Genomic DNA, 21,399 nt, shown 5'->3' with positions numbered 1-21,399 from the left:
AGTACACATCTTGAACTTTCATGAAGTCAGATTTCCGGCCGGATTGTCTTTCGGGTCAACCGGCGGGCCGGAGCGGCGCACCGAGATCGTGACGCTTAACAGCGGCTATGAGGAGCGTAACAGCCCGTGGGCCCATGCGCGGCGTCGGTATGATGCGGGGGTTGCCATGCGCTCTACCGATGATCTGGAGGCTGTAATCGCGTTCTTTGAAGCGCGGCGGGGGCGGTTGTTCGGGTTTCGCTGGAAGGACTGGACGGATTTCAAAAGTTGTCTGGCCTCTCGGGAGCCTGTGTTTGCGGATCAGGAGATTGCGGTGGGGGATAGTGTGAGCTCGGACATTGCGCTGTGCAAAACTTACAGGTCTGGGGAGACCACCTATTGCCGCGCAATTTCCAAGCCGGTTCAGGGCACTGTGTCTGTCGGGGTTGGTGGTGCGGAAGTGTTTGAAGGCGAACATTATGATGTGAATTATGCGACCGGTGTAATCAGCTTTTACGAAGCGCCGCCAGAAGCTGCGCTGGTGACGGCGGGGTTTGCCTTTGATGTGCCGGTGCGATTTGACACGGATCGTTTGGAGATGAGCATGGCCAGCTTTGCCGCCGGATCAGTCCCAAGTGTCCCTGTGGTGGAGGTGCGGGTCTGATGCGAACGATCGGCGAGGTGATGCAAAAGCATCTGAACGGTGGTGCGACAACGCTGTGTCGGGCTTGGGTTGTGCGGCGCAGGGACGGGCGCGTGTTCGGGTTTACCGATCACGACACGGATTTGATGATTGAGGGGGTGTTGTGTGAGGCATCCTCGGGGATGGATGCGAGCGCGGTGGAGAGCTCTACTGGACTGGCGGTGGATAACTCGCAGGCTGTAGGGGCGCTGAGTTCGCTGGGGATCAGTGATCTTGACATAGAAACGGGGCGGTTTGACGGGGCTGAAGTGTTCCACTGGTTGGTGAACTGGCAGCAGCCCGAACAGACCATTCTTCAGTTTCGCGGCACCATTGGGGAGGTGCGTCGGGGGAACGGTGCTTTCGAGGCAGAGTTGCGCGGGTTGAGCGAGGCTTTGAACAAACCCGTCGGTCGGACGTATCTGCGCCAGTGTGACAGGCTGCTCGGGGACGTGAAATGCGGTGTGGATTTGTTTGCCGAGGGATTAGTGGCGGAGGACGCTGTGGATACCTCTAAGGGTCGGCGGGTGATTGAGTTGAAACATCTGAGCACGTTTGAGGAAGACTGGTTCGCGCAAGGGAAGGTCACATGGCTGAGCGGGCCGAACGAAGGGGCCGAGGGGTTGGTAAAGGTCGATTACCGCCGCGGGCCGGTCCATGTGGTGGAGCTGTGGGAAGAGACACGTTTTCCGATTGGGAACGGCGATCGGATACGGTTGCATGCAGGATGCGACAAGCAGGCGGGCACCTGTCAGGAGAAATTCGGTAACTTCTTCAACTTTCGCGGTTTTCCCCATATGCCGGGTGAGGATTTCAGCCTGACCTATCCGATTGCGGGACGTCCGATGGACGGCGCGCGGCGCGCTTAAATGACACCTGAAATGCGAGAAAAAATCCTCGACGCGGCGCGGAGCTGGATCGGCACGCCTTATCGCCATCAATGCAGTGTGAAGGGGCAGGGCGCGGATTGTCTGGGGCTGCTGCGTGGTGTGTGGCGAGAGGTGCTTGGGGCGGAGCCTGAAGCTGTTCCTGCCTACACTGCGGATTGGTCGGAACCTTCGGGGCAGGAACGGTTGTGGCGCGTGGCGCGGCGGCATTTGGTGGCTGTGCCTGTCTGTCCTGCACGGGCTGGCGATGTGGTGTTGTTCCGGATGCGTCGGCGTGGAGTGGCCAAGCATCTGGGTTTTCTGGGGCCAGCCAAGGCGGGTCTGCCAACGGTTTTACATGCCTACAGTGGCAAGGGGGTGGTTGAAACGCCTCTGACGCGCGCTTGGTCCCGTCGGATCGTAGCGCAATTCGAATTTCCCGAGAGGAGGGGCTAATGGCGACGATATTGTTATCAGCAGCGGGTGCTGCGATCGGTGGCACTTTCGGGGGCACTGTGCTGGGTTTAACGGGGGCGGCGATTGGCAAGGCTGTCGGGGCAAGCCTTGGCGGGGTAATCGACCAGAAAATCCTCGGCTCTGGCAGTCAGGTGGTCGAGACCGGACGTTTGGAGAGTTTCCGTCTGCAAGGGGTGAGCGAGGGCGCGGCTGTGCCACGGGTCATGGGACGCGCGCGGATTGCGGGGCATCTGATCTGGGCGAGCCGGTTTGAGGAACATGTGAACACGCAAACATCGGGCGGTGGCAAGGGTTCAGGCGGGGCTAAGGTAACGACGAAGGCTTATTCCTATACGGTCAATGTTGCGTTTGCGCTGGGCGAAGGCGTTGTGGATAAAATCGGACGGATTTGGGCGGACGGGCAGGAGGTCAGCCGCGATGGTCTGTCGATTGCGTTTTATCGCGGAGATGAAACGCAGGCGCCTGATCCGACCATTGCGGCGATTGAGGGGCTTGAGAATGCGCCAAGCTATCGCGGGACGGCGTATATTGTGTTTGAAGACCTTGATCTCGGGCCGTTCGGAAACCGGATTCCCCAGTTTAACTTCGAGGTGTTTCGCAAGGCACAGCCTGAACACGCAACGCTGGATGATCCGTCGCGGGATATTACCGGTGTTTGTCTGATACCGGGTACGGGGGAGTATTCGCTGGCGGTGACGCCAGTGGAATATCCGGGCGATTTCGGGGACGGGGCTTTTGCCAATGTGAACTCTCCGCGGGGGGACACCGATCTGGTACATGCGCTGGAGGATCTGGCGCAGGACGTGCCGAATATCGCTTCTGTTTCGCTCGTGGTGAGCTGGTTCGGAGATGACCTGAGGTGCGGGTCTTGTAGCCTGACGCCCCGTGTGGAGCAGACGGAGGTGGACGGCGATCCGATGCCTTGGGTGGTCTCTGGCGTGCCCCGTTCGGCAGCCAGTCTGGTCAGTTTTGACGGGGGGCGGCCTGCCTATGGTGGGACGCCTGCGGACGGGGCGGTGTTGGAAGCGATCGAACACATGAAAGAAGTTGGGCAGAGTGTTGTTTTCTACCCTTTTATCCTGATGGATGTTCAGGATGGGAACGGGTTGCCTGATCCATATTCCGATGATCCTGACCAGCCTGTGATGCCTTGGCGCGGACGGATTACGACGGCGAAAGCGGCTGGTCAGGACGGCACCAGTGACAAAACACCAGCGGCAGAGGCGGAGGTTGCTGCCTTCTTCGGGACTGCGGCTGTTTCGGATTTTTCTGTCGTCGAAGGGGCTGTGAATTACAGCGGCCCTGCGGAGTGGAGTTATCGCCGGTTTATTCTGCATTACGCCCATCTGTGTCTTGCGGCGGGCGGGGTCGAGGCCTTCAACATTGGTTCGGAAATGCGCGGCTTGACGCGGATCAGGGATGGTGTGAACAGTTTTCCCGCTGTGCTGGCCTTGCAGCAGCTGGCACAGGATGTGCGGGCGGTGTTGGGGGCTGAGGTCAAGATCGGCTATGCAGCGGATTGGTCGGAGTACTTCGGCTATCATCCGGCTGACGGATCGGGGGATGTATTATTCCACCTTGATCCGCTTTGGGCGCAGGCAGAGATCGACTATATCGGGATCGATAATTACATGCCGCTGGCGGATTGGCGGGATGAATTGGGTCATCTGGATGAGGGCGAGGGCTCCATCTATTCCGTGGACTATCTGCGCAAGAATGTAGCGGGTGGTGAGGGGTTTGACTGGTATTATGCCGATGCGGCTGGGCGGGACGCGCAGGACCGCATTCCGATAACGGATGGCACTTACGGAGAGCCTTGGGTGTTCCGCTACAAGGATTTGGTCAGTTGGTGGAGCAAGGAGCATTACAACCGTTTGGGCGGTGTCCGGCAGAGCGTTCCGACAAACTGGCAGCGCAAATCCAAGCCGATCCGCTTTACCGAACTGGGATGTCCTGCGGTGGACAAGGGAGCGAACCAGCCGAATGTGTTTTTCGATCCGAAATCATCAGAATCCGCGTTGCCGTATTATTCGGACGGGGCAGTCGATACTTTGATGCAGGCACAGTACTTGCGCGCCACCTACGGGCATTGGCTGGAGGCCGGTAATAACCCCGTGTCGGACGTGTATTTCGGGCCGATGGTGGATATTGTGAACAGCCATGTCTGGGCATGGGACGCGCGGCCCTGGCCGGATTTTCCGAACCGGCTGGATGTGTGGAGCGATGGTGACAATCACGGGCGCGGGCATTGGATCACGGGGCGGTTTTCGGATCAGTCGTTGGGGGCGATTGTGTCTGAAGTCTGCGAAATTTCAGGACAGCAAAACATTGATGTATCAGAGCTTTACGGGTCGACTATCGGCTTTGCCATGACCTCGGTAGAGACAGGACGGCAGAGCTTGCAGCCCCTGATGCTGGCGTATGATTTTTCTTGCGCTGAAGTCGACGGTAAGCTGGGCTTTAAAAACCGGAGCGAGCAGATTGCTTTCACTGCGGTGCCCTCAGATCTCGTGGTGGTGGGGGGGGCTTCGGTCATCGCTAAAACCCGTGCGCCGGAGGCTGAAACTGCGGGGCGTGTGCGGGTTTCGTTCTGGGATGAAACGCGGGATTACCAGACTGCCACGTCCGAATTTATTCTGTCGGATGATATCAGCCGCTCCACGTCCCATGTGTCGCTTCCTGTCGCGCTGCGGCCGGGTGCGGGGGCCAATCTGGCGAGCCGCTGGCTGGTGTCGGCGCGGGTGGCGCAGGATGAAATAAAGCTGTCCTTACCGCCAAGTGTGCTGGGGCTGGTTGCAGGTGATGTCATCAAACTTGAGGATGGGGGAACGGTTGGGACCTACAGAATTGAGCGGATCGCAGAGCAGGGCGCGCGCGAAGTAGAGGCGGTGCGGGTTGAACAGTCTGTTTATAAACAGAAAGACGCAAGTTCCACCATCGGGATGGTTTCGGTGCTTCAACCAACGCGGGGTGTCGTGCTGCGCTTTCTGGATTTGCCGATACTTGAGGCCGATCAGGAGTCTACCGCGCCTTACGTGGTGGCTGCAGGGGCGCCTTGGCCGGACAGTGTGGCGGTGTTCAAATCTGCAAGCGATGAAGGCTATGTGCTTGATACCGTGATTGAAACGCCCGCAAGGATCGGGCGGACATTGACAGATCTTCCCTGCGGGCCTGTGGGGCTTTGGGATGAGGTGAATTCGGTTCGGGTAAAGATTTCAAGCGGTGCCTTGGACGGACGTAGCGCGTTGGACGTGCTGAACGGTTCGAACGGTGTCGCAATCGGGACGGGAGCGGCGGTGGGGTGGGAGTTGTTCCAATACCGCGACGCTGAGCTACAAACCGACGGCAGTTATATTTTGCGCGGTTTGTTGCGGGGGCAGTTGGGCAGCGATGCCGAGATGCCGGACGTTTGGCCGCAAGGGTCCGAACTGGTGTTTCTGGACCGGATACCCGACCAGCTGCAGCATCGGGAAGCGGATCGCGGGATCGAGAAATACTACCGAAGTGGGCCGACTGGTAAGCCTGTCGGAGATCCGACCTATGCTACGCGGACCGAGAGCTTTGATTTGGTGGCGCTGCGGCCCCTGTCTCCGGTGCATCTGCAAGGGATGCGGGACAGTTCGGATACCATCCATGTAAGCTGGATCAGGCGTACACGAATCGACGGGGACAGTTGGGAAGGGCTCGACGTGTCCTTGGGAGAGGCACAGGAGCTTTACCGCGTTGAAATTCTTAGTGGTTCGGAGGTTGTTCGCAGCGAATTGGTTGAGACCGCCGAATGGGGTTACTCCGCTGCGATGCAGGTTGAGGACGGGGTTTCAAGTGAGGTGTTCGTCCAAGTTGCGCAGGTGTCCGAGAAATTCGGTGTCGGGGCAATCTCGACCTTAACTGTGCAGATTTAACGGATCAGGAGGATGTTATGCGGGCTGTGTTGCATCAGGACATTGTCGCGCTAGCCTGCTGTCTGCTGGCTCTTCCGAGCGCGCAGCGTAAATGCGCTGCGAGGCGTATCGTGGCCTTTACGGCGCGTGCGGACCGGTATCGGAAATGCAAAGGCCGCGCGCATCCACTCTATGGCAACGGGACGCTACAGTCCTGTTGCCAGTCGGTCCCCAAAGCGCAAGAGCGGCGATTGGATGACCCTGATTACGGGGACTGTTTGATCCGTGCTTTGGAAACCGTTTTGGCGTTCCGCGCCGGACTCGCCAACAGCGGTTAAACCGTATGGACACAGGGCGAAGTTGTTAAAACACCCGATATTGTGATGACCTCCATCACAAATCCAAAATTGTATTTGGCGGGAATGTCGCGTAGGTCTGAAGTAACCAGCTTTTACGCGAGATCAAAAAATGACACAAAATGCCCAGAAAATCGCGGAACTTGACCCGGTTTGGTCCCGTATCCGCACCGATGCAGCGCAAATGGTCGAGGAAGAACCAATTCTCGGCGGTCTTGTCCATTCCGGCGTGCTGCACCACAACTCCCTTGAAAAAGTTCTCAGCTATCGCATGGCGCTGAAGATTTCGTCTGACGAGATGCCGACGCAGATCCTGCGCGAACTGATTGACGAGGCTTACGCCAGCGATCCCACCTTGGGAGAGGCGGCGCGTGCGGACCTGACAGCGGTTTTTGAACGGGACCCTGCCTGCCATCGACTGATACAGCCGATCCTTTTCTTTAAAGGATTTCAGGCGGTTCAGGTTTACCGCGTGGCCCATTGGTTGTGGATGAACAACCGCCACGGAATGGCCCAGTTCTTCCAGATGCGGTCATCCGAGGTGTTCGGAGTGGATATTCATCCGGGCGCGGTTGTTGGACGTGGGATCATGATTGATCACGCCCATTCGATCGTGATTGGCGAAACGGCTGTGGTCGGGGACAATGTTTCTATGCTGCATTCCGTGACGCTTGGCGGTACGGGCAAAGCGGATGGTGACCGGCATCCCAAGATCGAAAACGGCGTGTTGATCGGGGCCGGTGCCAAAGTGCTTGGCAATATTCGCATCGGGTATTGCAGCCGGATCGCAGCGGGTTCTGTGGTGCTTCAGGAAATTCCGCCCTGCAAGACAGTTGCCGGGGTTCCGGCCAAGATTGTCGGAGAGGCCGGTTGTTCACAGCCATCGCAGTCAATGGATCAATTGCTGAATTATCAGTAAGCTTCGCAATGCAACATATTGAAAGTGTTGTTATAATGTTAGGCGCTTCCGCAATTGGGTGGCGCCTAATTTTTTATGCCATCAAAGTCACTATGAGAGACCAGTCCGAATTCTTCTGCCGTTGTTTTGGCGACAATCCCAGAGTCTAGGTTTAGTTTGCGCTGGTATAGTTTGACCGCAATTTTGGTTTCTTCATCCATCCAGCCTGTCAAAGTACCGGAATAGAATCCCCGTGCTTTAAGCGCGCGTTGCAGACTTTGCACAAAATTTTCCGTATATTTATGAGGACACACCGCCGGAAACCATTGCTCGCTTCGGGGGGTAACGATCCGCTGCATGGTCATCGTTTTGAATGTGGCCTTGCGAATGATTGTGGTTTTACCGGTTTCCAGATCAACCGCCAGACGGGCAGGTTTGAGCGGTATCTTCTCGGTGACGGTCTCTATCACTGCGGGCGTAAATTCATGCCCGAAACAGTCGGTGGGTCCGGCATTTTTAGGCAGTTTGGCATGATCGGGATGGGTCAGTCTGGACACGATCTGTCCGCCTTGCGCGACGGTGGCACAGGACAACATGGCCAGCGTGGTCAAAGAAAGAATATGCCTGCGGTGTGCCATCTGCGGTCTCGTTTTTGTTGGAAATTAAACGGGTCGACCATTAAGACAAGCGTTTTGTGACTCAGCCCCGGTTTTCGGCGGCTTTTGTTGCGGTGATGTCGTCGGGCCCCGTCAGTCGGTCCAGCAGGCCAGAGATGTCTTCAATATGCTGGGCAATCACATGCACCACTTTCCCCTCGCGCTGGATTTTGCCCGTTACACGCAAAAGCCGGCCCGCAACCACGGCACGGCGGAAGCGTTGGTAGACATTCTGCCAGACGATGACATTGCAAATTCCTGTTTCATCTTCGAGGGTTATGAAAATGACGCCCTTAGCTGTCCCAGGCCTTTGACGCACCAGAACCAGCCCCGCCACACAGATCAACGCGCCTTGAGGAGGCTCTTTCAGGCGGTTATGGGGCAGGGCATGGGGTGGTCGGGGCCAGAGATTGGATTTGCGCATAAGAACAAATATAGAACATTTAGTCGACGCGCGCAATAAACCGCGTGGAGATGTGAAAAGCACTGGTCCTCAAATCTTTCGCTGATACAAAAGGCTGCGAAAGACTCTGACCAGCCAAGGGACTGATAGCATGGCCAAGATCACATACGTTGAACATAACGGGACGAAACACGAAGTTGACGTGGCAAACGGCCTGACCGTCATGGAAGGCGCGCGCGACAACAACATTCCGGGCATCGAGGCGGATTGCGGCGGGGCTTGTGCCTGTTCCACCTGTCACGTTTACGTTGACGGTGCTTGGACAGACAAACTGCCGCCCAAGGATGCGATGGAAGAAGATATGCTGGACTTCGCGTGGGAACCGGATGCGGACCGCTCCCGTCTGACCTGCCAGTTGAAAGTGACCGATGAACTGGACGGGCTGGTTGTCCAGATGCCAGAGAAGCAGATTTGATCCTTCGATCGACAATTACCGCAATGGCCGTCCTCTTGGGCGGCCTTCCTGTTTTCGGACAAGATCAAAGCCCGCAGGCACAGCGGTTCTGCCAATCCGGACAGGTCGATTGCTTTTCGGGCACTACAGCCCGCTATTCGGGGCCGACTGACAGGTACCCGCATGGCGTGCTCGGCGATAATCTGGAATGGAGCCGCCTTACGGTTACCGCCTCAGATCCCGCAAGCAGTTACGAAATCCAACTGCGATCCGAAGTGTTTGAGGATGTCGCCCCGCGGCTTGCCGATCTGGACGGCGACGATGTTCCCGAAGTTGTCGTGGTTCAATCCCATCCTCGAAAAGGCGCACAACTCGCGATTTACGGGCCGGCAGGCAAGCGGACTGCAACGCCTTATATCGGCACACGATACCGCTGGCTGGCACCCGTAGGAATCGCCGATTTCAACGGCGATGGAGCGATAGATCTGGCTTACGTAGATCGTCCGCATCTCTTTAAAGGTCTGCAAATCTGGAGCTATCGCGACGGTAATCTACACGAAGTTGCCACCGTGCCCGACCTGACAAATCACAGCATCGGTGAAGAAACCATCGAAGGCGGATTGCGCTATTGTGACGGTCGCCCCGAGATAGTCCTGGCCGATGGAGGACGGGCTTGGGTTGTTGTCGTTTACCACCAGTCCGGCGCGTTTGTGCGCCAGACCCTCGGCCCTTATTCCCCTGACGCCGTCAAAGCCGCCTTGTCGCGCTGCTAAACAATTCTGCGAAAGCGGACTTGGCTGATGGCAAGTCCCAGCAGGATCAATCCCAAGGCCCATAGGAACTGGCCGGGCAGGGGCTCGCCCAGCAACAATACGCCAAAGACAACGGCCCAGACCGGAACCTGGTAATTCACCATCGACAGAAAGCTGGGCCCGGCAGAGTTAATCACAGTCACCAGCATGATTGTTGCCAGTGCTGTCGGAAACACTCCAAGATATAGGACACCCCAGATCGCCTCACCAGTTGGCGCATGTGGCACCCCTTCAATCAAGAAGGCCAAAGGCACCATGATGCCGCTGGCCAGCAGAAGGGCGCCAGCCGCAAACCCCATGTTCGACACGGGCGGACAAAGGCGTGTGATGATAGACCCGATCGCATAACAGCTCGCAGCCGCGACACAGGCAAGCCGCGCAATCCCTTCCAGATCAGCACCTGACAGGCTCAGCGCGTCAATCCCGATCAGCACAATTGTTCCTGCGAAACCAACACAAAACCCGATGATTTTACGCAGGCTCATCTGCTCTCCGGGCACCAACAGAAATGCGAGCGGCAGAACCAGCAATGGCACGACTGCCATGGTGATCCCCGCAAACCCTGACGTCACCCGCAGTTGCCCCCAGCTTAGCAGGGTGAAGGGAATTGCGTTTGAAAACAACGCCATACCCAGACAATGCAGCCAGATCCGTTTTCCGTTCGGCCCCGACCACGCAGGCAACGTCCGCCCCAGCGCATAGATCATCACCGTCAGCGCAACCGCCCCGAGCGCGATCCGCAGCGCAGCAACCGTAAATGGCCCGAACCCGGAAAGCGCAAATTTGGACCCCATAAAGGAAGCGCCCCAGATCATGCCCAACAGCAGCAGAAGGCTCCAATTCAAAAGGCCGCGGGAGTGAGGGGCTGTCATGGCAATATCCTTAAATTAAGACTACCACATAACGCCCTAATCCTCCGGGCGCATCCCTTTTTGTACTCCTGTAGAAAACAGCTTCAATGATCCCGAAATACTCATTCCCGACATATCCCTATCGGGACAGCTTCTCTGACAGGAAGTCCACGAAAACCCTGATCTTTGGCGCCAGATTCCGTTTTTCCGCGTAAATCACCGCGACATCCGCGTGGGGCTGTACGTAATCCGGCAAAACCCGCACCAGACGGCCCGTTTCCAGATCCTTATCCACGATAAAAGTCGACAGCCGCGAGACCCCCAACCCGTTGAGCGTGGCGCGGTAGATCACATCGGCGGAGTTGCCAAAGAAATTACCCGTCACCTCAATCTTCTCCGGCCCATCGGGTCCAATCATTTCCCACGTGTTGCGTCGCCGGATTTTGGTGACTTGCAGACAGTTGTGCTGGGCCAGTTGTTCCAGCGTTTCCGGCATCCCGTAGTGGTCAAGATACTCGCGCGATGCACAGATCATTCGCTCGTTGGTAAAGATCCGCCGCGCGATCACGTTTGGATTGTCCATCTGCTCTGCAAAACGCACCGCAGCGTCGAGATCCTCTGCTTCTATGTCAGCACTGCGATCTGACAGTTCCAGTTGCAGCGACACCTCTGGGTAAAGGTCCAGAAACTCCGGCATCAGGGGGATCAGGCGGGCTTTGCCGAATGCGACCGAACTGATGACTTTCAACAAACCGCGGGGTTGTCCTTCGGCCTCATCCACCTCCTCGGTAGCATCGCGGACCAGTGCAGCGATCTCGGCGCATTTCGCATAGAAATCCCGCCCCGTGTCCGTCAGCAGAATGCCGTCTTTCGTGCGGTGGAGCAATCGCGTGTGCATCCGGTCTTCCAGCTGGCTGATCTGTTTGCTGACCGAAGAAGGCGTCCGCCCCAAGCTGCGCGCAGCCCCTGAAAAGCTGCCGCTGTCGACAACTTTCGCGAAAACCACCATTAATCCTGCCGTATCCATGTCTCTTGACCTGTTTCCAAAATGGCAAACCCGTTGTGACAACATCTAGTGTTGTTTTGTCAGATGTCCCACGATATTACTGCATTGCAGCAGAGATTTCTGCGGCGCAGCATAAAATGGAGGCACCGACCTTCGCAACGCTGAAATAGAATGCAGAATACAAACGCATCCACCTCCTCCCGGATGTCGTTTGTTCTAAGTGGCCCTCCCGTATCCTCCTCCCACGGGAGGGCTATTTTCTCCAAAATGCAATCAAAGCGCGGCTCTGGCTGATCGCGATTCCCCCAAGAACCAACCCCATGCCCAGATACATCGACAGGGTTATTGTCTCGCCGAGCAACAAAGCCCCGAAGGCTACGGACCAGAGCGGAACCATATAGCTGGTCAGGCTCATAAATACTGAACCGGCGGACTTGATGATACGCACGCGCATCACAGCCCCGACAGCTGTGGGGATCAGGGCCGCGTAAAGCAGGGCATAACCGGCGGGTGTCGCAAGGCTTTGGGGTACGCCCTCTAGCACGATGGCAATAGGAACCAACACGATGGTTCCGACCCAAAGAGTAGCAGCCGCAAACGCAAGCTGAGGCATGGGCGGGCTGCGCCGCGTGATTATGGACCCGATTGCATACATCGCAGCGGTCCCAACACACGCCAGTTGGCCCAAAGTCTCCAGATCACGGCCCGTTGACGACAAGGCTTTCGGACCCATCAATACAATCAGCCCGATAAACCCGACGACAAATCCCGCAATCCGTCTCGGCCCGATGCCTTCCTCTTTGGAAAATACCGCAGCGAGCGGCAGGATCAGCAACGGAACAGCGCCCATAGAAATTCCAGCAAAGGCCGATGGCACATATTGCTGCCCGAAAGCCAGCAACGCCATGCCGGCCGCAACCGAGGTTAGCCCGAATGCAATGATAAACAGCCAGTTCCGCATCCCTTTGATCTGATGCAATCCCTGACCCATCAGCGTGCCAAGAATCGTAATCGCCACCGCAGCGATCCCCACACGCCCAGAGGCAACCCACCACGGGCCAAACCCGTCAAGCGCCAGTTTTGTAGACAGAAAGGCACCGCCCCAAATGGCGCCAAGGGCAATGATGGACAGCCAGTTGATCAGGCCGGGGTTCTGCGGGGAAGGGGTCATGTTATTCCATGTAAAGGACGTGCTGGTGCATTGTGAATGCGTTGCTAATAACTGTCTAAAGGTGTCTTTAATCTATTCGGGTGGACCCAAAAGGCAAAAAGGGCACCGCTTGCGATGCCCTTCCCGTTTATTCCAAACACGTTAATCCCGCGTTTAGTTTTTGGCTTTATCAACCATCTTACCAGCAGAAATCCACGGCATCATGCCGCGCAGGGTTTCGCCAACTTGTTCGATCTGATGCTCGTCGTTGATACGACGTGTCGCTTTAAAGGATGGTTGACCAACAGCGTTTTCCAGCATGAAGTCGCGCACGAATTTGCCAGACTGGATGTCTGTCAGAACGTCTTTCATGCGCTGCTTTGTTTCAGCGTATGGCAGGATGCGCGGGCCGGAAACATACTCGCCATACTCTGCAGTGTTGGAGATGGAGTAGTTCATGTTGGCGATGCCGCCTTCATAGATCAGGTCCACGATCAGTTTGGTTTCGTGCAGACACTCGAAGTAGGCCATTTCTGGCTCGTAACCGGCTTCTACCAGTGTTTCAAAACCCATGCGGATCAGTTCAACGATACCGCCACACAGAACAGCTTGTTCACCGAACAGATCGGTTTCGCATTCTTCGCGGAAGTTTGTTTCGATGATGCCGGAGCGTCCGCCACCGATTGCGGAACAATAGGACAGGCCGATTTCCAGCGCCTTGCCGGATGCGTTTTGGTCAACAGCGACCAGACAGGGAACACCGCCGCCTTTGGTGAATTCGCCGCGCACTGTGTGGCCAGGACCTTTTGGCGCCATCATGATCACGTCAACGCCAGCTTTAGGTTCGATCAAGCCGAAGTGTACGTTCAGACCGTGTGCAAAAGCGATCGCTGCGCCGTCTTTGAGGTTGTCGTGGACGTATTTCTTGTATGTTTCAGCCTGCAATTCATCGGGCATTGTGAACATGATCAGGTCACACCAAGCCGCAGCTTCGGCAATGCCCATAACTTTCAGGCCTTCGCCTTCAGCTTTCGCAGCAGATGCAGAGCCTTCACGCAGCGCAACAACAAGGTTCTTCGCACCGGAATCGCGCAGGTTCAACGCGTGGGCGTGCCCCTGAGAGCCGTAGCCCAGAATAGCGACTTTCATGTCCTTGATCAGGTTAATGTCGCAATCGCGATCGTAATATACACGCATGATTTTCTCCTCAAACTGCGGTTCTGGCAGCAGAATAGGGATTTCTTGGCAAAACGGGGGACGGATTTGTCGGTAAAATCCTGAAATGAGGTAATTGTTATTCTCGATTGTTGTTGATATTGAATAATCCATGCAAGATATCGATGACACAGACAGAAAACTCCTGCGGCTGATGCAGCATGATCCTGCAGCCAGCACGTCGCAGCTTGCCGCGCAGGCCGGATTGACCACCGCGTCCTGCTGGCGCCGGATAGAACGGCTGGAAACGGCAGGTGTCATCTTGGGGCGCGATATCCGGATTGACCCAAAGGCTTTGGGCTATGAAGTAGAGGTCTCCTTGCGGATCACGCTCGACAAAACCCACAGTAATGCCTTTGATGTTTTTATCGCCGAGGCGCGTAAAATACCTGAAATCAACGAAATTCAGACGTTTCTGGGACGGGTTGACGTGCGGCTGAACGTGCTCGCGCGGGATATGGCCCATTATCAAGACATCTACCGCACTCGCTTGCTCGCCTTGCCCCATATCGCGGATATCGAGGCGCTGATGCTGATCTCCAACCTCAAAAACTCGGATATTTTGCCGCTATGATGGATCTGGATGATACCGACCGCGCGATTTTGCGCAGCCTTCAAAAAGACGGATCGCTCAATGCAGCAGCGGTGGCCAAACGGGTCGGTCTGTCCCAACCCGCCTGCTGGCGCCGGATTCGCAAGCTGGAGGACAGTGGCGTTATCAGCGGGCGCAGTATCCGCCTGAACCAAGAGGCGCTGGGTTTTGGTGTGACGGTGTTCCTTGGCATCAAGCTCGCCACACGGGGCCGCGTCAGCGTTGAGGATTTTGAACGCGCCGTTATCGCCATCCCCGAAGTTCAAGTGGTTCAGCATGTCTTGGGGCTTTATGATTACCGTTTAAAGGTCGTTGCCCGCGATATTGCCGATTTTGAACGGGTGCTGCGCCGCCGGATCATGACGTTACCTGGGGCAGGCGCGGTGGATTCCAATGTCCTGCTAAGCGAGGAAACCAGCCCGTTACTGCTTTAGCCTTTGGCGATGAAATAAACCTGAATCGCGCCAGCGGCGCTGGTCTCTTCTGTGCTGGCGACAAGGTCATGCCCTTGTTCGGCGCAAAAATGGGGCATGTCGATCACCGCGGCGGGATCATCCGCACAGACCTTCAAAACCTGACCCGATTGCAACGCCAACAGCCGTTTTCGCGCCTTTAGCACTGGCAAAGGACACAGCAATCCGGTTGCATCTAGTTGGTCATCAAATTCCATAACCGCCAGATAGTCCGCTTTGTTGCAAAAGTCCACGCAAGCGTGATCAAATGATGGATGACGCAAGCCTGCGCTTCGCGTAGAGCAGGGATATGTTTGGTATAGATGTCATAGACGCAGCCCTGCTGCCCTCGCTTCTGGTCGCGCTGCTGGCCGGTGTGATCTCCTTTCTCAGCCCGTGTGTTTTGCCCATCGTGCCGCCTTACATCGCCTATATGGGCGGGATTTCCATGGCGGATATGACCGAAGGCAAACAATCCCGCCGACCGGTGATCACCGCCGCGATCTTTTTCGCCCTTGGGCTGTCGACGGTCTTTATCTTCCTTGGCTTCACGTCTTCCCTGCTGGGGCAGATGTTTTTGCAGAACCAGCGGGCGTTTGGCATCACAGCTGGTGCTGTTATCATCCTGTTCGGCCTGCATTTTATCGGCTTGATCCGCTTGCCATTCCTGTACCGCGAAGCCCGCATAGATGCAGGCGATCAGGGCGGCAGCGCCTTTGGTGCCTATATTCTTGGCCTTGCCTTTGCCTTTGGCTGGACCCCTTGTATCGGACCAATTCTTGGCGCGATCCTGTCGGTTGCAGCGCAAGACGGCTCCATCGCGCGGGGCACAACGCTGATGGGGTTTTACGCGCTCGGCCTTGGCTTGCCGTTCATCTTGGCCGCTGTCTATATCAACCGTGCCGTTGTCATCATGAACCGCTTTAAACGCCACATGGCGTTGATCGAAAAAATCATGGGCGCCCTGCTGATTGGCGTGGGTCTGATGCTGGTCTTTGATCTCTTCTCTGTGTTTTCCTACTGGCTGCTTGAAACCTTTCCCGCATTGGCGCGGATCGGATAAATGCCTTAGTTTCGCTGGATTTTGCCGCTATAGTGGTAGGAGTCTAGCAGTATCAGGTTTTCAAAATGCCCGAAGAGGCACAGCGCACGGTCCAAACACGCCAGTTGTTCTATATCCCCGGCTACGATCCCGTGCCGCCCCGCCGCTACCGCGAGTTGTATCGCAAAGAGGGCGCGGAGCAGGCGGCGATCTCTGGCTACTCCCTTGAAATGACACCCAAATCCAAGGGCGTGAAGAATTTCGGCTGGGGTATACACGCAAAGATCGACGGCCAATCCGTTGAAACGCAGGCGGAAATCCTGTTCTGGGCGGATATCGTCCAAAGCTCGATGGATCAGAATATTCCGCGCACCTATTTGCTGTTGCTGACAACGGCGTGGGAATACATCGGCACAGGCGCATTATTTGGCCTGATGAAGCTGCGGATCGGTCCGGTGCTGGCTGCCCTTTACCCTGTTGCGATGTTGCTGTTGCAACTGTTGCTGGCCATCGCCCTAGGCGGTGCGGCTTATTTCCTGTCAGCCACCTATCTTCATTGGTCCGTCGGGCTGCTGCTGGGCGCGGCAATCCTGTGCGGCGTTCTGATCTGGTTCAAACGTAAGGATGCCAAACTCTTCGCCTACTACCTGATGCATGACTACGGCTATTCCGCGCGGTTTAAGGGGGAAAACTCGCCGGAACTGGAAACCCGCATGGCCGAATTCACCGACCGGATTGCAGACGCGATGCAATCTGACGTGGACGAGGTTCTGGTGGTGGGGCATTCCTCTGGCGCGCATCTCGCGGTGAGCATCCTTGCGGATCTGTTGCGACAGGGCAGGGTGCCTGCCGATGGCCCGCGCCTTGGGTTGCTGACTTTGGGGCAGGTGATCCCGATGGTCAGTTTCCTGCGCAATGCCGCGCGATTGCGGGGTGATCTGAACTATCTTTGCCAGCAGGACCGCTTGTCTTGGGTCGATGTCTCTGCCCCCGGCGATGGCGCGACCTTTGCGCTGTGTGATCCGGTGGCTGTGTCGGGCGTGGCCCCTGAAACCGGCCAGTTGCATCCGCTGGTCCTGTCCGCCGCCTTCACACAAACCCTGTCAGAGGCCAAGCGCAAGGAGTTGAACCGCCGGTTTTTCCGCCTGCATTTCCAGTATCTTTGCGCATTCGACCAGCCCAAGGATTACGATTACTTCAAAGTTACCGCCGGCCCGCAGTTTCTGGGGGACCGTTTTGCCAATCGCGGCCATTCGCCGTCGCGGATTACCCGCGCGGTGAATCCCCATACCAGCCAGTCCAGATGACAGATTACACGCCCCCCAAACCGGCTTCACGGCCTGAAAAAGTCTCGCTCTGGCAGCATGTGCAATTGTTCCGAAAGGATATCTTCGCCAGCCAACCGGAACGCCTTTATCGCGCGTGGATGGCTGAATTCCGGATGCCCTTCTTTCGCAGCTACTTCGTGAACCAGCCGGAGTTGGTCAAAACCGTGCTGAATGAGCGTCCCGATGATTTTCCCAAATCAGAGATCATTCGCGGTGCGCTGTATTCCTTGCTTGGGGACGGGGTGTTTGTATCGAACGGCGAAAAATGGAAGCGCCAGCGACGTATCATCGACCCCGCCTTTGAAGGCGGTCGCCTGCGGGATGTGTTCCCGTCCATGCGCGATGCGGGCCATGACGCGATCGCTCGCCTGACACCGCTTGCAACCGGCGCACCGCTGGAAATTGAAGCGCAGACCTCCAAGCTTGCGGCGGATGTGATTTTCCGGACCCTGTTTTCCATTCCCATCACCGATGACGACGCCAGTAGTGTGTTTGAGAACTTTCGCGACTACCAGCGCACCCAGCCGCTGATGAATGTGGCGAGTTTCTTTAAAATGCCCCGCTGGATGCCGGCCTTCCAGCGCAGCAGCACCAAGGAAACCAGCGCGAAAATCCGCGCGCTGTTGACCAAGCTGACCGATGAGCGCACGGCCGCGATTGCCGCTGGCACCGCGCCTCAGGATCTGGCCACGAAAATTATGACAACCGCTGATCCCCTGACCGGAGAGAAGTTCACCGGCGCTGAAATGGTGGATCAGGTGGCGATTTTCTTTTTAGCGGGGCATGAAACCTCAGCTTCGGCGTTGGCGTGGACACTTTACCTGCTGGCGATGGACCCTGAAGCGCAAAACCGTGTCGCGGCCGAGGCTGAAGCCGCCAGCGCGGACGGTGATTTCACTTTCAAAAACCTGTCGAAAATGCCCTTTACCCGCAACGTCTTTCGCGAGGCACTGCGGCTTTATCCCCCTGTGCCGATGATGGTACGCGAGAATCTAAAGCCGGAGACCTTTCGCAAGCGCAGTATCAAGGTTGGCAGCCAGATCGTGATCTCTCCGTGGCATCTAGGGCGGCATCAGCGGTTCTGGGACAAGCCGGATGTGTTTGATCCGGATCGCTGGGACAGGCCGGAAACCAAAACCCCCGCACGTGAAGCGTATATTCCGTTTTCATCGGGTCCGCGCGTTTGCACCGGTGCCGGTTTTGCGATGGTGGAAGGCGTGTTGCTGCTGGCGATGCTGGTCAAATCTTTCCGGTTTGAAGCTGTGCCAGGGAAAATCCCTGTGCCTGCGGCCCATCTGACCGTACGCGCGCAGGATGGTATCCACCTTAGTCTGACGCCCCGTGATCCCGATACCAGCGGAACACAAACAACCGGATAGCAGAGGCGAGCCCGCAATCCATCCCCCGTTCCCCGTCAATGCGCGCCGCCAATGCGTTCAGCGCCACACCTTCGGCCTGTGCGATGGCGCGGAACGCGTCCCAGAACTCCTGCTCCAGCGAAACGCTGGTGCGGTGTCCTTTCAGGGACAGGGAATGTTTGCGCGGGCGATCATAATCCATCACGCAGCAAGGATCTGCTTTAGCTGACTGGGCAACAAAGGACGCGCGCACGGACCATAGCGCAGCGGGTGTTCGGCCAGATCGGGCATGATAGAAAAGATTTCGGTTCGATCCTGCGGCGTTAGGGACATCAACCCGTTGGTGCAGGGATAAAAGCTTTCGGTCGGGATGCCGTCTGCAAAAATCACCTGATGTTCGTCAAACAGCAGATGGATATAGCGGGTGTCTTTCGGTGCAGGGTCCAAAAGGACGGTGCCTTCACCCGCCAGAACCGATGCGGGCGCGAATATGCCACCCTCGCCAAATGCTTGAGTGATCTCTGGCGTTTCCAGCAAGATACGATGCTTCTGAGAGACCCGTATATCGTTTGACGGCAGACCGGGGCCAAAGCTGTCACGCCGGATAATGACAGGGCACAGATGTCCGGCCATATCAATACGAGACCGTGAAACCGCGCGCGCGCCGATCCAGCGGATCGGTTGCAAACCGTGGTCAACCGTATGAACCAGATCCCCGACGCGCAGGTGCTCCACCGGCAAATCGCCAAAGGCCGTCAGGATACGGCACCCTTGGGTAAAACACACCATGCCATCCGCATCAAATGCGGCAGTTTCATTGCTTGGGGAAAGCTCGCAAATCGCCTCGCCCCGTGCAACGTGTCCTTTAATCAAAACGATGCGGGGCGGGCTGCGCTGGCCGTCTTCGCGGCGCAGTTCGGCAAATTCAACCGATCGCTGGTCCCGACGGTCCGGATTAATCGTACCCATCCAGACTGAATCGGCATCGGGTCCGCAAATTTGATAGTCCACGCCGTCAATCTGACAGCGCGCCTGTGGTGCCACTGCGTTCAGCAGCGTGTCTTGGGCCACCGCCAGTTCCGCGGTTCCCGTTGATAAAATTGTGCAATCAGGGTCAGCCCCGGGGCGCCCGAGCGTTTCGTAAAAGGTGATGTTCACATCACACCTGTTTGTTCGGGATGCCGTCCCCGCCTCGTCGCGGGGACGTTATCGCCTGCCTCATGTCTGTCCAGCTTTTGCCGGATCGTTTTATGAACCCATCCTGCGGCATGGCGGGATGGTGTTCAATTCTGTTAATCACGGATCGCATGTGTTTTCATCTGATTGAGTCTTTCTGGTCACATTGCGAAGCGGTTGGAGTCGTTACGAAATTTCCTTATCGATCCCGCTCTGCCCCCACCACCTCGACGTAGGAATGCACGGGTTTCCCGCACCTTGAGGCTAAGCCGCGCTGTAGGGCCGTAATCCGTTGGTGTGGTCTCGAGTTCGGGGAATATCTCAAACAGTTCGGTGCGGGCTTCGTCGTCGATCGTGTCAATTGCATGGTGACCTGGATGAAAGCTTTCGCTGGGTGTGCCATTGGCAAAAATCACCTCATGGCGATCGAACAGAATATGGATGTAATCCGTCTCCCGCATACCGTAATCCACCGTGATAGAGCTGTCGTTCAACAGGCCCTTGGCAGGGAGAAGCATCTCGGTTTCGCCAAAATCCAGCGCCGCCCGTTCGGAACGCACCAGCATTCGGTGCTGGGGCGATACCCAGAGATCGCGTGTCGGTTGTCCTGGCCCAAAGGCATCTTTGCGAATGCGCACGGGGCGCAACTCCGGATAGGCCTGAAGGCGCGCGCCGCTCATCCGTTTGCGTCCGATCCAGCGGATGGCTTGCAAACCGTTGTCAGCTGTGATCACCAGATCACCCACCTGCAAATCCTGCACGGCCACCTGCCCACGCGGGGTGGTGATCATGGCGTCTGGTGTAAAGCAGATGATCGAGGGGATTGAATTGTAAGGGACATTGTCATTCCCCGTTTCTAGCTCGATGTCGCGCAGCCGCATCCTCGGGCTGAATTCGGGGCCGGAAAGCTGGACAATCCGATCGACCCTGTCATCTACACCATCCCTTTCGGAAGTGAGATAGGCAAAGGTAACGGTCTCTTCCGATCCTTGGATGCGCACGGTGGCCGAAAATATTTCAACCTTATCACCTGTTGAGGTGTAATCGGGCCAGGCAGAAGAATAGAAATCTTCGCCGTCGATGGAGAATTGCACCCCGGTGTCATCTGCACCGGATTCTAGAAAGCCGTCGTTATCTTCGATATAGGCACGTCCACTGGACCCCAGACGGAGATGGCTGCTGTTTAACGGATCGCCGTTAACCTCATAAAAGGTAAAATATGCCAATTTACCTGCCCGATACCCTTGGGCAGATAGACTCCCACCTTATGCTGGTGATGTTATCCGCTGCCCGCCTCTTCACCTTTTGCTTCTCTGACGGAAGCTTAGGTTGTTAAGAAAAGGTTAAGTTAACTGGAGGGTCTACACAAGAACTAAACCCGCAAGAGCCCGTAAACATTGCTCGAATCGGCATAAAAATCACTATTTTCGGACTGTGCGGATGGCTGTAAATGGTGCGATCTACCTTGGGTGGAGCGGAGCGGTCGCTAGTAATTCAACCCGTAGCAGACGCCTGATACGCCAACGCCCGATGCCTGTGGGCCGCGCGATAGGCGAAAGCGGCGCTTTTGGTGGCGAATTCATCGCGTAAGACGCCAGTGCCAAGCCAGTCCGCATCCTGTGACGCAGAAGGCGCCAGCGGCTTGCCCGAGTTGTCACGGTCCCGCGCACATGTGTTGTCACAGGGATAGTCTTCCCTGCCTGTGCGGTCATCTGTTTTTGATGCATAGCTGTAATTTAATTTCATCGGTCCACCCCGTTTTGAC

General features: G+C 56.6%; 24 protein-coding genes. 13 read left to right on the top strand and 11 right to left on the bottom strand.

From position 1 onward, the window contains the following. Window positions 1-10: 10 nt before the first annotated feature. From IEX10_RS12410 to cysE, 6 genes are all read left to right on the top strand, one after another. Window positions 11-643: a DUF2460 domain-containing protein gene (locus tag IEX10_RS12410; protein ID WP_188675693.1), complete on the top strand. Its 633-nt coding sequence runs from the start codon at window positions 11-13 to the stop codon at window positions 641-643. After that, entirely contained in the window at window positions 643-1,530 is an 888-nt protein-coding gene (locus IEX10_RS12405) for a phage/gene transfer agent baseplate hub protein (protein ID WP_188675691.1), read from the top strand. Before IEX10_RS12410 ends, IEX10_RS12405 begins: the two co-directional genes overlap by 1 nt. Further along, window positions 1,531-1,983: a C40 family peptidase gene (locus tag IEX10_RS12400; protein WP_229678536.1), complete on the top strand. Its 453-nt coding sequence runs from the start codon at window positions 1,531-1,533 to the stop codon at window positions 1,981-1,983. Next, entirely contained in the window at window positions 1,983-5,906 is a 3,924-nt protein-coding gene (locus tag IEX10_RS12395; protein WP_188675689.1) for a baseplate multidomain protein megatron, read from the top strand. The genes IEX10_RS12400 and IEX10_RS12395 overlap by 1 nt, the downstream gene beginning before the upstream one ends. Window positions 5,907-5,923: 17 nt before the next feature. Then, window positions 5,924-6,223 carry a DUF7742 family protein gene (locus tag IEX10_RS12390; RefSeq protein WP_188675687.1) on the top strand — a complete coding sequence of 100 codons (300 nt, stop codon included), beginning with the start codon at window positions 5,924-5,926 and terminating at the stop codon, window positions 6,221-6,223. A 130-nt stretch (window positions 6,224-6,353) separates the two neighbouring features. Then, window positions 6,354-7,160 carry a serine O-acetyltransferase gene (cysE, locus tag IEX10_RS12385; RefSeq protein WP_188675685.1) on the top strand — a complete coding sequence of 269 codons (807 nt, stop codon included), beginning with the start codon at window positions 6,354-6,356 and terminating at the stop codon, window positions 7,158-7,160. A gap of 65 nt (window positions 7,161-7,225) precedes the next feature. Here the strand turns inward: cysE and IEX10_RS12380 are convergent, their stop codons facing one another. Together IEX10_RS12380 and IEX10_RS12375 are read right to left on the bottom strand one after the other, a co-directional pair. Beyond that, window positions 7,226-7,777 (bottom strand): peptidoglycan-binding domain-containing protein, encoded by a 552-nt coding sequence (locus tag IEX10_RS12380; RefSeq protein ID WP_188675683.1) that lies wholly within the window; start codon window positions 7,775-7,777, stop codon window positions 7,226-7,228. Between the two features lie 61 nt (window positions 7,778-7,838). Beyond that, the gene (locus IEX10_RS12375) at window positions 7,839-8,219 is read right to left on the bottom strand and encodes an OB-fold nucleic acid binding domain-containing protein (protein ID WP_188675682.1); all 381 of its coding nucleotides are present in this window, start codon (window positions 8,217-8,219) and stop codon (window positions 7,839-7,841) included. Window positions 8,220-8,349: 130 nt separating this feature from the next. On the opposite strand from IEX10_RS12375, the gene IEX10_RS12370 reads away from it, so the two are divergent. Both IEX10_RS12370 and IEX10_RS12365 read left to right on the top strand, forming a co-directional pair. Continuing rightward, window positions 8,350-8,673, top strand: a complete 324-nt coding sequence (locus IEX10_RS12370; RefSeq protein WP_188675679.1) for a 2Fe-2S iron-sulfur cluster-binding protein — start codon at window positions 8,350-8,352, stop codon at window positions 8,671-8,673. Then, window positions 8,670-9,425 carry an FG-GAP repeat domain-containing protein gene (locus IEX10_RS12365; protein ID WP_188675676.1) on the top strand — a complete coding sequence of 252 codons (756 nt, stop codon included), beginning with the start codon at window positions 8,670-8,672 and terminating at the stop codon, window positions 9,423-9,425. Before IEX10_RS12370 ends, IEX10_RS12365 begins: the two co-directional genes overlap by 4 nt. Here IEX10_RS12365 and IEX10_RS12360 read toward each other — a convergent pair. The 4 genes from IEX10_RS12360 to ilvC form a co-directional block, all read right to left on the bottom strand. Next, window positions 9,422-10,336, bottom strand: a complete 915-nt coding sequence (locus tag IEX10_RS12360; protein WP_188675674.1) for a DMT family transporter — start codon at window positions 10,334-10,336, stop codon at window positions 9,422-9,424. The two genes, IEX10_RS12365 and IEX10_RS12360, sit on opposite strands and share 4 nt — an antisense overlap. A 118-nt stretch (window positions 10,337-10,454) precedes the next feature. Next, entirely contained in the window at window positions 10,455-11,342 is an 888-nt protein-coding gene (locus IEX10_RS12355; protein ID WP_188675671.1) for a LysR family transcriptional regulator, read from the bottom strand. Between the two features lie 232 nt (window positions 11,343-11,574). Continuing rightward, entirely contained in the window at window positions 11,575-12,492 is a 918-nt protein-coding gene (locus IEX10_RS12350) for a DMT family transporter (RefSeq protein ID WP_188675667.1), read from the bottom strand. A gap of 153 nt (window positions 12,493-12,645) precedes the next feature. Beyond that, on the bottom strand, window positions 12,646-13,668 hold the full coding sequence (gene ilvC / locus IEX10_RS12345) for a ketol-acid reductoisomerase (RefSeq protein WP_188675664.1): 1,023 nt from the start codon (window positions 13,666-13,668) through the stop codon (window positions 12,646-12,648). 130 nt (window positions 13,669-13,798) lie between these two features. Here ilvC and IEX10_RS12340 point away from each other — a divergent pair, with 130 nt between their 5' ends. Together IEX10_RS12340 and IEX10_RS12335 are read left to right on the top strand one after the other, a co-directional pair. Next, on the top strand, window positions 13,799-14,260 hold the full coding sequence (locus IEX10_RS12340; protein ID WP_188675662.1) for an Lrp/AsnC family transcriptional regulator: 462 nt from the start codon (window positions 13,799-13,801) through the stop codon (window positions 14,258-14,260). Next, window positions 14,257-14,712 carry an Lrp/AsnC family transcriptional regulator gene (locus tag IEX10_RS12335; protein WP_188675659.1) on the top strand — a complete coding sequence of 152 codons (456 nt, stop codon included), beginning with the start codon at window positions 14,257-14,259 and terminating at the stop codon, window positions 14,710-14,712. The genes IEX10_RS12340 and IEX10_RS12335 overlap by 4 nt, the downstream gene beginning before the upstream one ends. On the opposite strand, the gene IEX10_RS12330 is transcribed toward IEX10_RS12335, so the two are convergent. Beyond that, the gene (locus IEX10_RS12330; protein WP_308420707.1) at window positions 14,709-15,014 is read right to left on the bottom strand and encodes a sulfurtransferase TusA family protein; all 306 of its coding nucleotides are present in this window, start codon (window positions 15,012-15,014) and stop codon (window positions 14,709-14,711) included. The two genes, IEX10_RS12335 and IEX10_RS12330, sit on opposite strands and share 4 nt — an antisense overlap. Before the next feature lie 26 nt (window positions 15,015-15,040). On the opposite strand from IEX10_RS12330, the gene IEX10_RS12325 reads away from it, so the two are divergent. The 3 genes from IEX10_RS12325 to IEX10_RS12315 all read left to right on the top strand — a co-directional run bounded on the left by IEX10_RS12325 (window position 15,041) and on the right by IEX10_RS12315 (window position 18,479). Next, complete coding sequence (locus IEX10_RS12325; RefSeq protein WP_188675656.1) at window positions 15,041-15,793, top strand: cytochrome c biogenesis CcdA family protein; 753 nt, start codon at window positions 15,041-15,043, stop codon at window positions 15,791-15,793. A 65-nt stretch (window positions 15,794-15,858) separates the two neighbouring features. Continuing rightward, window positions 15,859-17,079, top strand: a complete 1,221-nt coding sequence (locus IEX10_RS12320) for a hypothetical protein (RefSeq protein WP_188675653.1) — start codon at window positions 15,859-15,861, stop codon at window positions 17,077-17,079. Further along, on the top strand, window positions 17,076-18,479 hold the full coding sequence (locus IEX10_RS12315; RefSeq protein ID WP_188675650.1) for a cytochrome P450: 1,404 nt from the start codon (window positions 17,076-17,078) through the stop codon (window positions 18,477-18,479). Before IEX10_RS12320 ends, IEX10_RS12315 begins: the two co-directional genes overlap by 4 nt. On the opposite strand, the gene IEX10_RS12310 is transcribed toward IEX10_RS12315, so the two are convergent. The 4 genes from IEX10_RS12310 to IEX10_RS12295 form a co-directional block, all read right to left on the bottom strand. After that, the gene (locus IEX10_RS12310; RefSeq protein WP_188675637.1) at window positions 18,427-18,660 is read right to left on the bottom strand and encodes a ribbon-helix-helix domain-containing protein; all 234 of its coding nucleotides are present in this window, start codon (window positions 18,658-18,660) and stop codon (window positions 18,427-18,429) included. The genes IEX10_RS12315 and IEX10_RS12310 overlap by 53 nt on opposite strands. After that, window positions 18,660-19,616, bottom strand: coding sequence for a Hint domain-containing protein (locus IEX10_RS12305; RefSeq protein WP_188675634.1), 957 nt, complete (start codon window positions 19,614-19,616; stop codon window positions 18,660-18,662). Before IEX10_RS12305 ends, IEX10_RS12310 begins: the two co-directional genes overlap by 1 nt. Window positions 19,617-19,795: 179 nt before the next feature. Further along, window positions 19,796-20,860, bottom strand: a complete 1,065-nt coding sequence (locus IEX10_RS12300; protein WP_188675631.1) for a Hint domain-containing protein — start codon at window positions 20,858-20,860, stop codon at window positions 19,796-19,798. Window positions 20,861-21,128: 268 nt separating this feature from the next. After that, window positions 21,129-21,380, bottom strand: coding sequence for a hypothetical protein (locus tag IEX10_RS12295; protein WP_188675629.1), 252 nt, complete (start codon window positions 21,378-21,380; stop codon window positions 21,129-21,131). Window positions 21,381-21,399: the final 19 nt, after the last annotated feature.

The organism is Neptunicoccus cionae (assembly GCF_014643735.1).
GTDB lineage: Bacteria > Pseudomonadota > Alphaproteobacteria > Rhodobacterales > Rhodobacteraceae > Amylibacter > Amylibacter cionae.
The sequence above is the reverse complement of the archived record's forward strand: the minus strand, read 5'-3'. Positions and strand labels throughout refer to the sequence as shown.

Coding starts and splice junctions, on each gene's coding strand:
- IEX10_RS12405 (WP_188675691.1), top strand. CDS start 643: ATGCGAACGATCGGCGAGGTGATGCAAAAGCATCTGAACGGTGGTGCG.
- IEX10_RS12400 (WP_229678536.1), top strand. CDS start 1,531: ATGACACCTGAAATGCGAGAAAAAATCCTCGACGCGGCGCGGAGCTGG.
- IEX10_RS12395 (WP_188675689.1), top strand. CDS start 1,983: ATGGCGACGATATTGTTATCAGCAGCGGGTGCTGCGATCGGTGGCACT.
- IEX10_RS12390 (WP_188675687.1), top strand. CDS start 5,924: ATGCGGGCTGTGTTGCATCAGGACATTGTCGCGCTAGCCTGCTGTCTG.
- cysE (WP_188675685.1), top strand. CDS start 6,354: ATGACACAAAATGCCCAGAAAATCGCGGAACTTGACCCGGTTTGGTCC.
- IEX10_RS12380 (WP_188675683.1), bottom strand. CDS start 7,777: ATGGCACACCGCAGGCATATTCTTTCTTTGACCACGCTGGCCATGTTG.
- IEX10_RS12375 (WP_188675682.1), bottom strand. CDS start 8,219: ATGCGCAAATCCAATCTCTGGCCCCGACCACCCCATGCCCTGCCCCAT.
- IEX10_RS12370 (WP_188675679.1), top strand. CDS start 8,350: ATGGCCAAGATCACATACGTTGAACATAACGGGACGAAACACGAAGTT.
- IEX10_RS12360 (WP_188675674.1), bottom strand. CDS start 10,336: ATGACAGCCCCTCACTCCCGCGGCCTTTTGAATTGGAGCCTTCTGCTG.
- IEX10_RS12355 (WP_188675671.1), bottom strand. CDS start 11,342: ATGGATACGGCAGGATTAATGGTGGTTTTCGCGAAAGTTGTCGACAGC.
- IEX10_RS12350 (WP_188675667.1), bottom strand. CDS start 12,492: ATGACCCCTTCCCCGCAGAACCCCGGCCTGATCAACTGGCTGTCCATC.
- ilvC (WP_188675664.1), bottom strand. CDS start 13,668: ATGCGTGTATATTACGATCGCGATTGCGACATTAACCTGATCAAGGAC.
- IEX10_RS12340 (WP_188675662.1), top strand. CDS start 13,799: ATGCAAGATATCGATGACACAGACAGAAAACTCCTGCGGCTGATGCAG.
- IEX10_RS12335 (WP_188675659.1), top strand. CDS start 14,257: ATGATGGATCTGGATGATACCGACCGCGCGATTTTGCGCAGCCTTCAA.
- IEX10_RS12325 (WP_188675656.1), top strand. CDS start 15,041: ATGTTTGGTATAGATGTCATAGACGCAGCCCTGCTGCCCTCGCTTCTG.
- IEX10_RS12320 (WP_188675653.1), top strand. CDS start 15,859: ATGCCCGAAGAGGCACAGCGCACGGTCCAAACACGCCAGTTGTTCTAT.
- IEX10_RS12315 (WP_188675650.1), top strand. CDS start 17,076: ATGACAGATTACACGCCCCCCAAACCGGCTTCACGGCCTGAAAAAGTC.
- IEX10_RS12310 (WP_188675637.1), bottom strand. CDS start 18,660: ATGGATTATGATCGCCCGCGCAAACATTCCCTGTCCCTGAAAGGACAC.
- IEX10_RS12295 (WP_188675629.1), bottom strand. CDS start 21,380: ATGAAATTAAATTACAGCTATGCATCAAAAACAGATGACCGCACAGGC.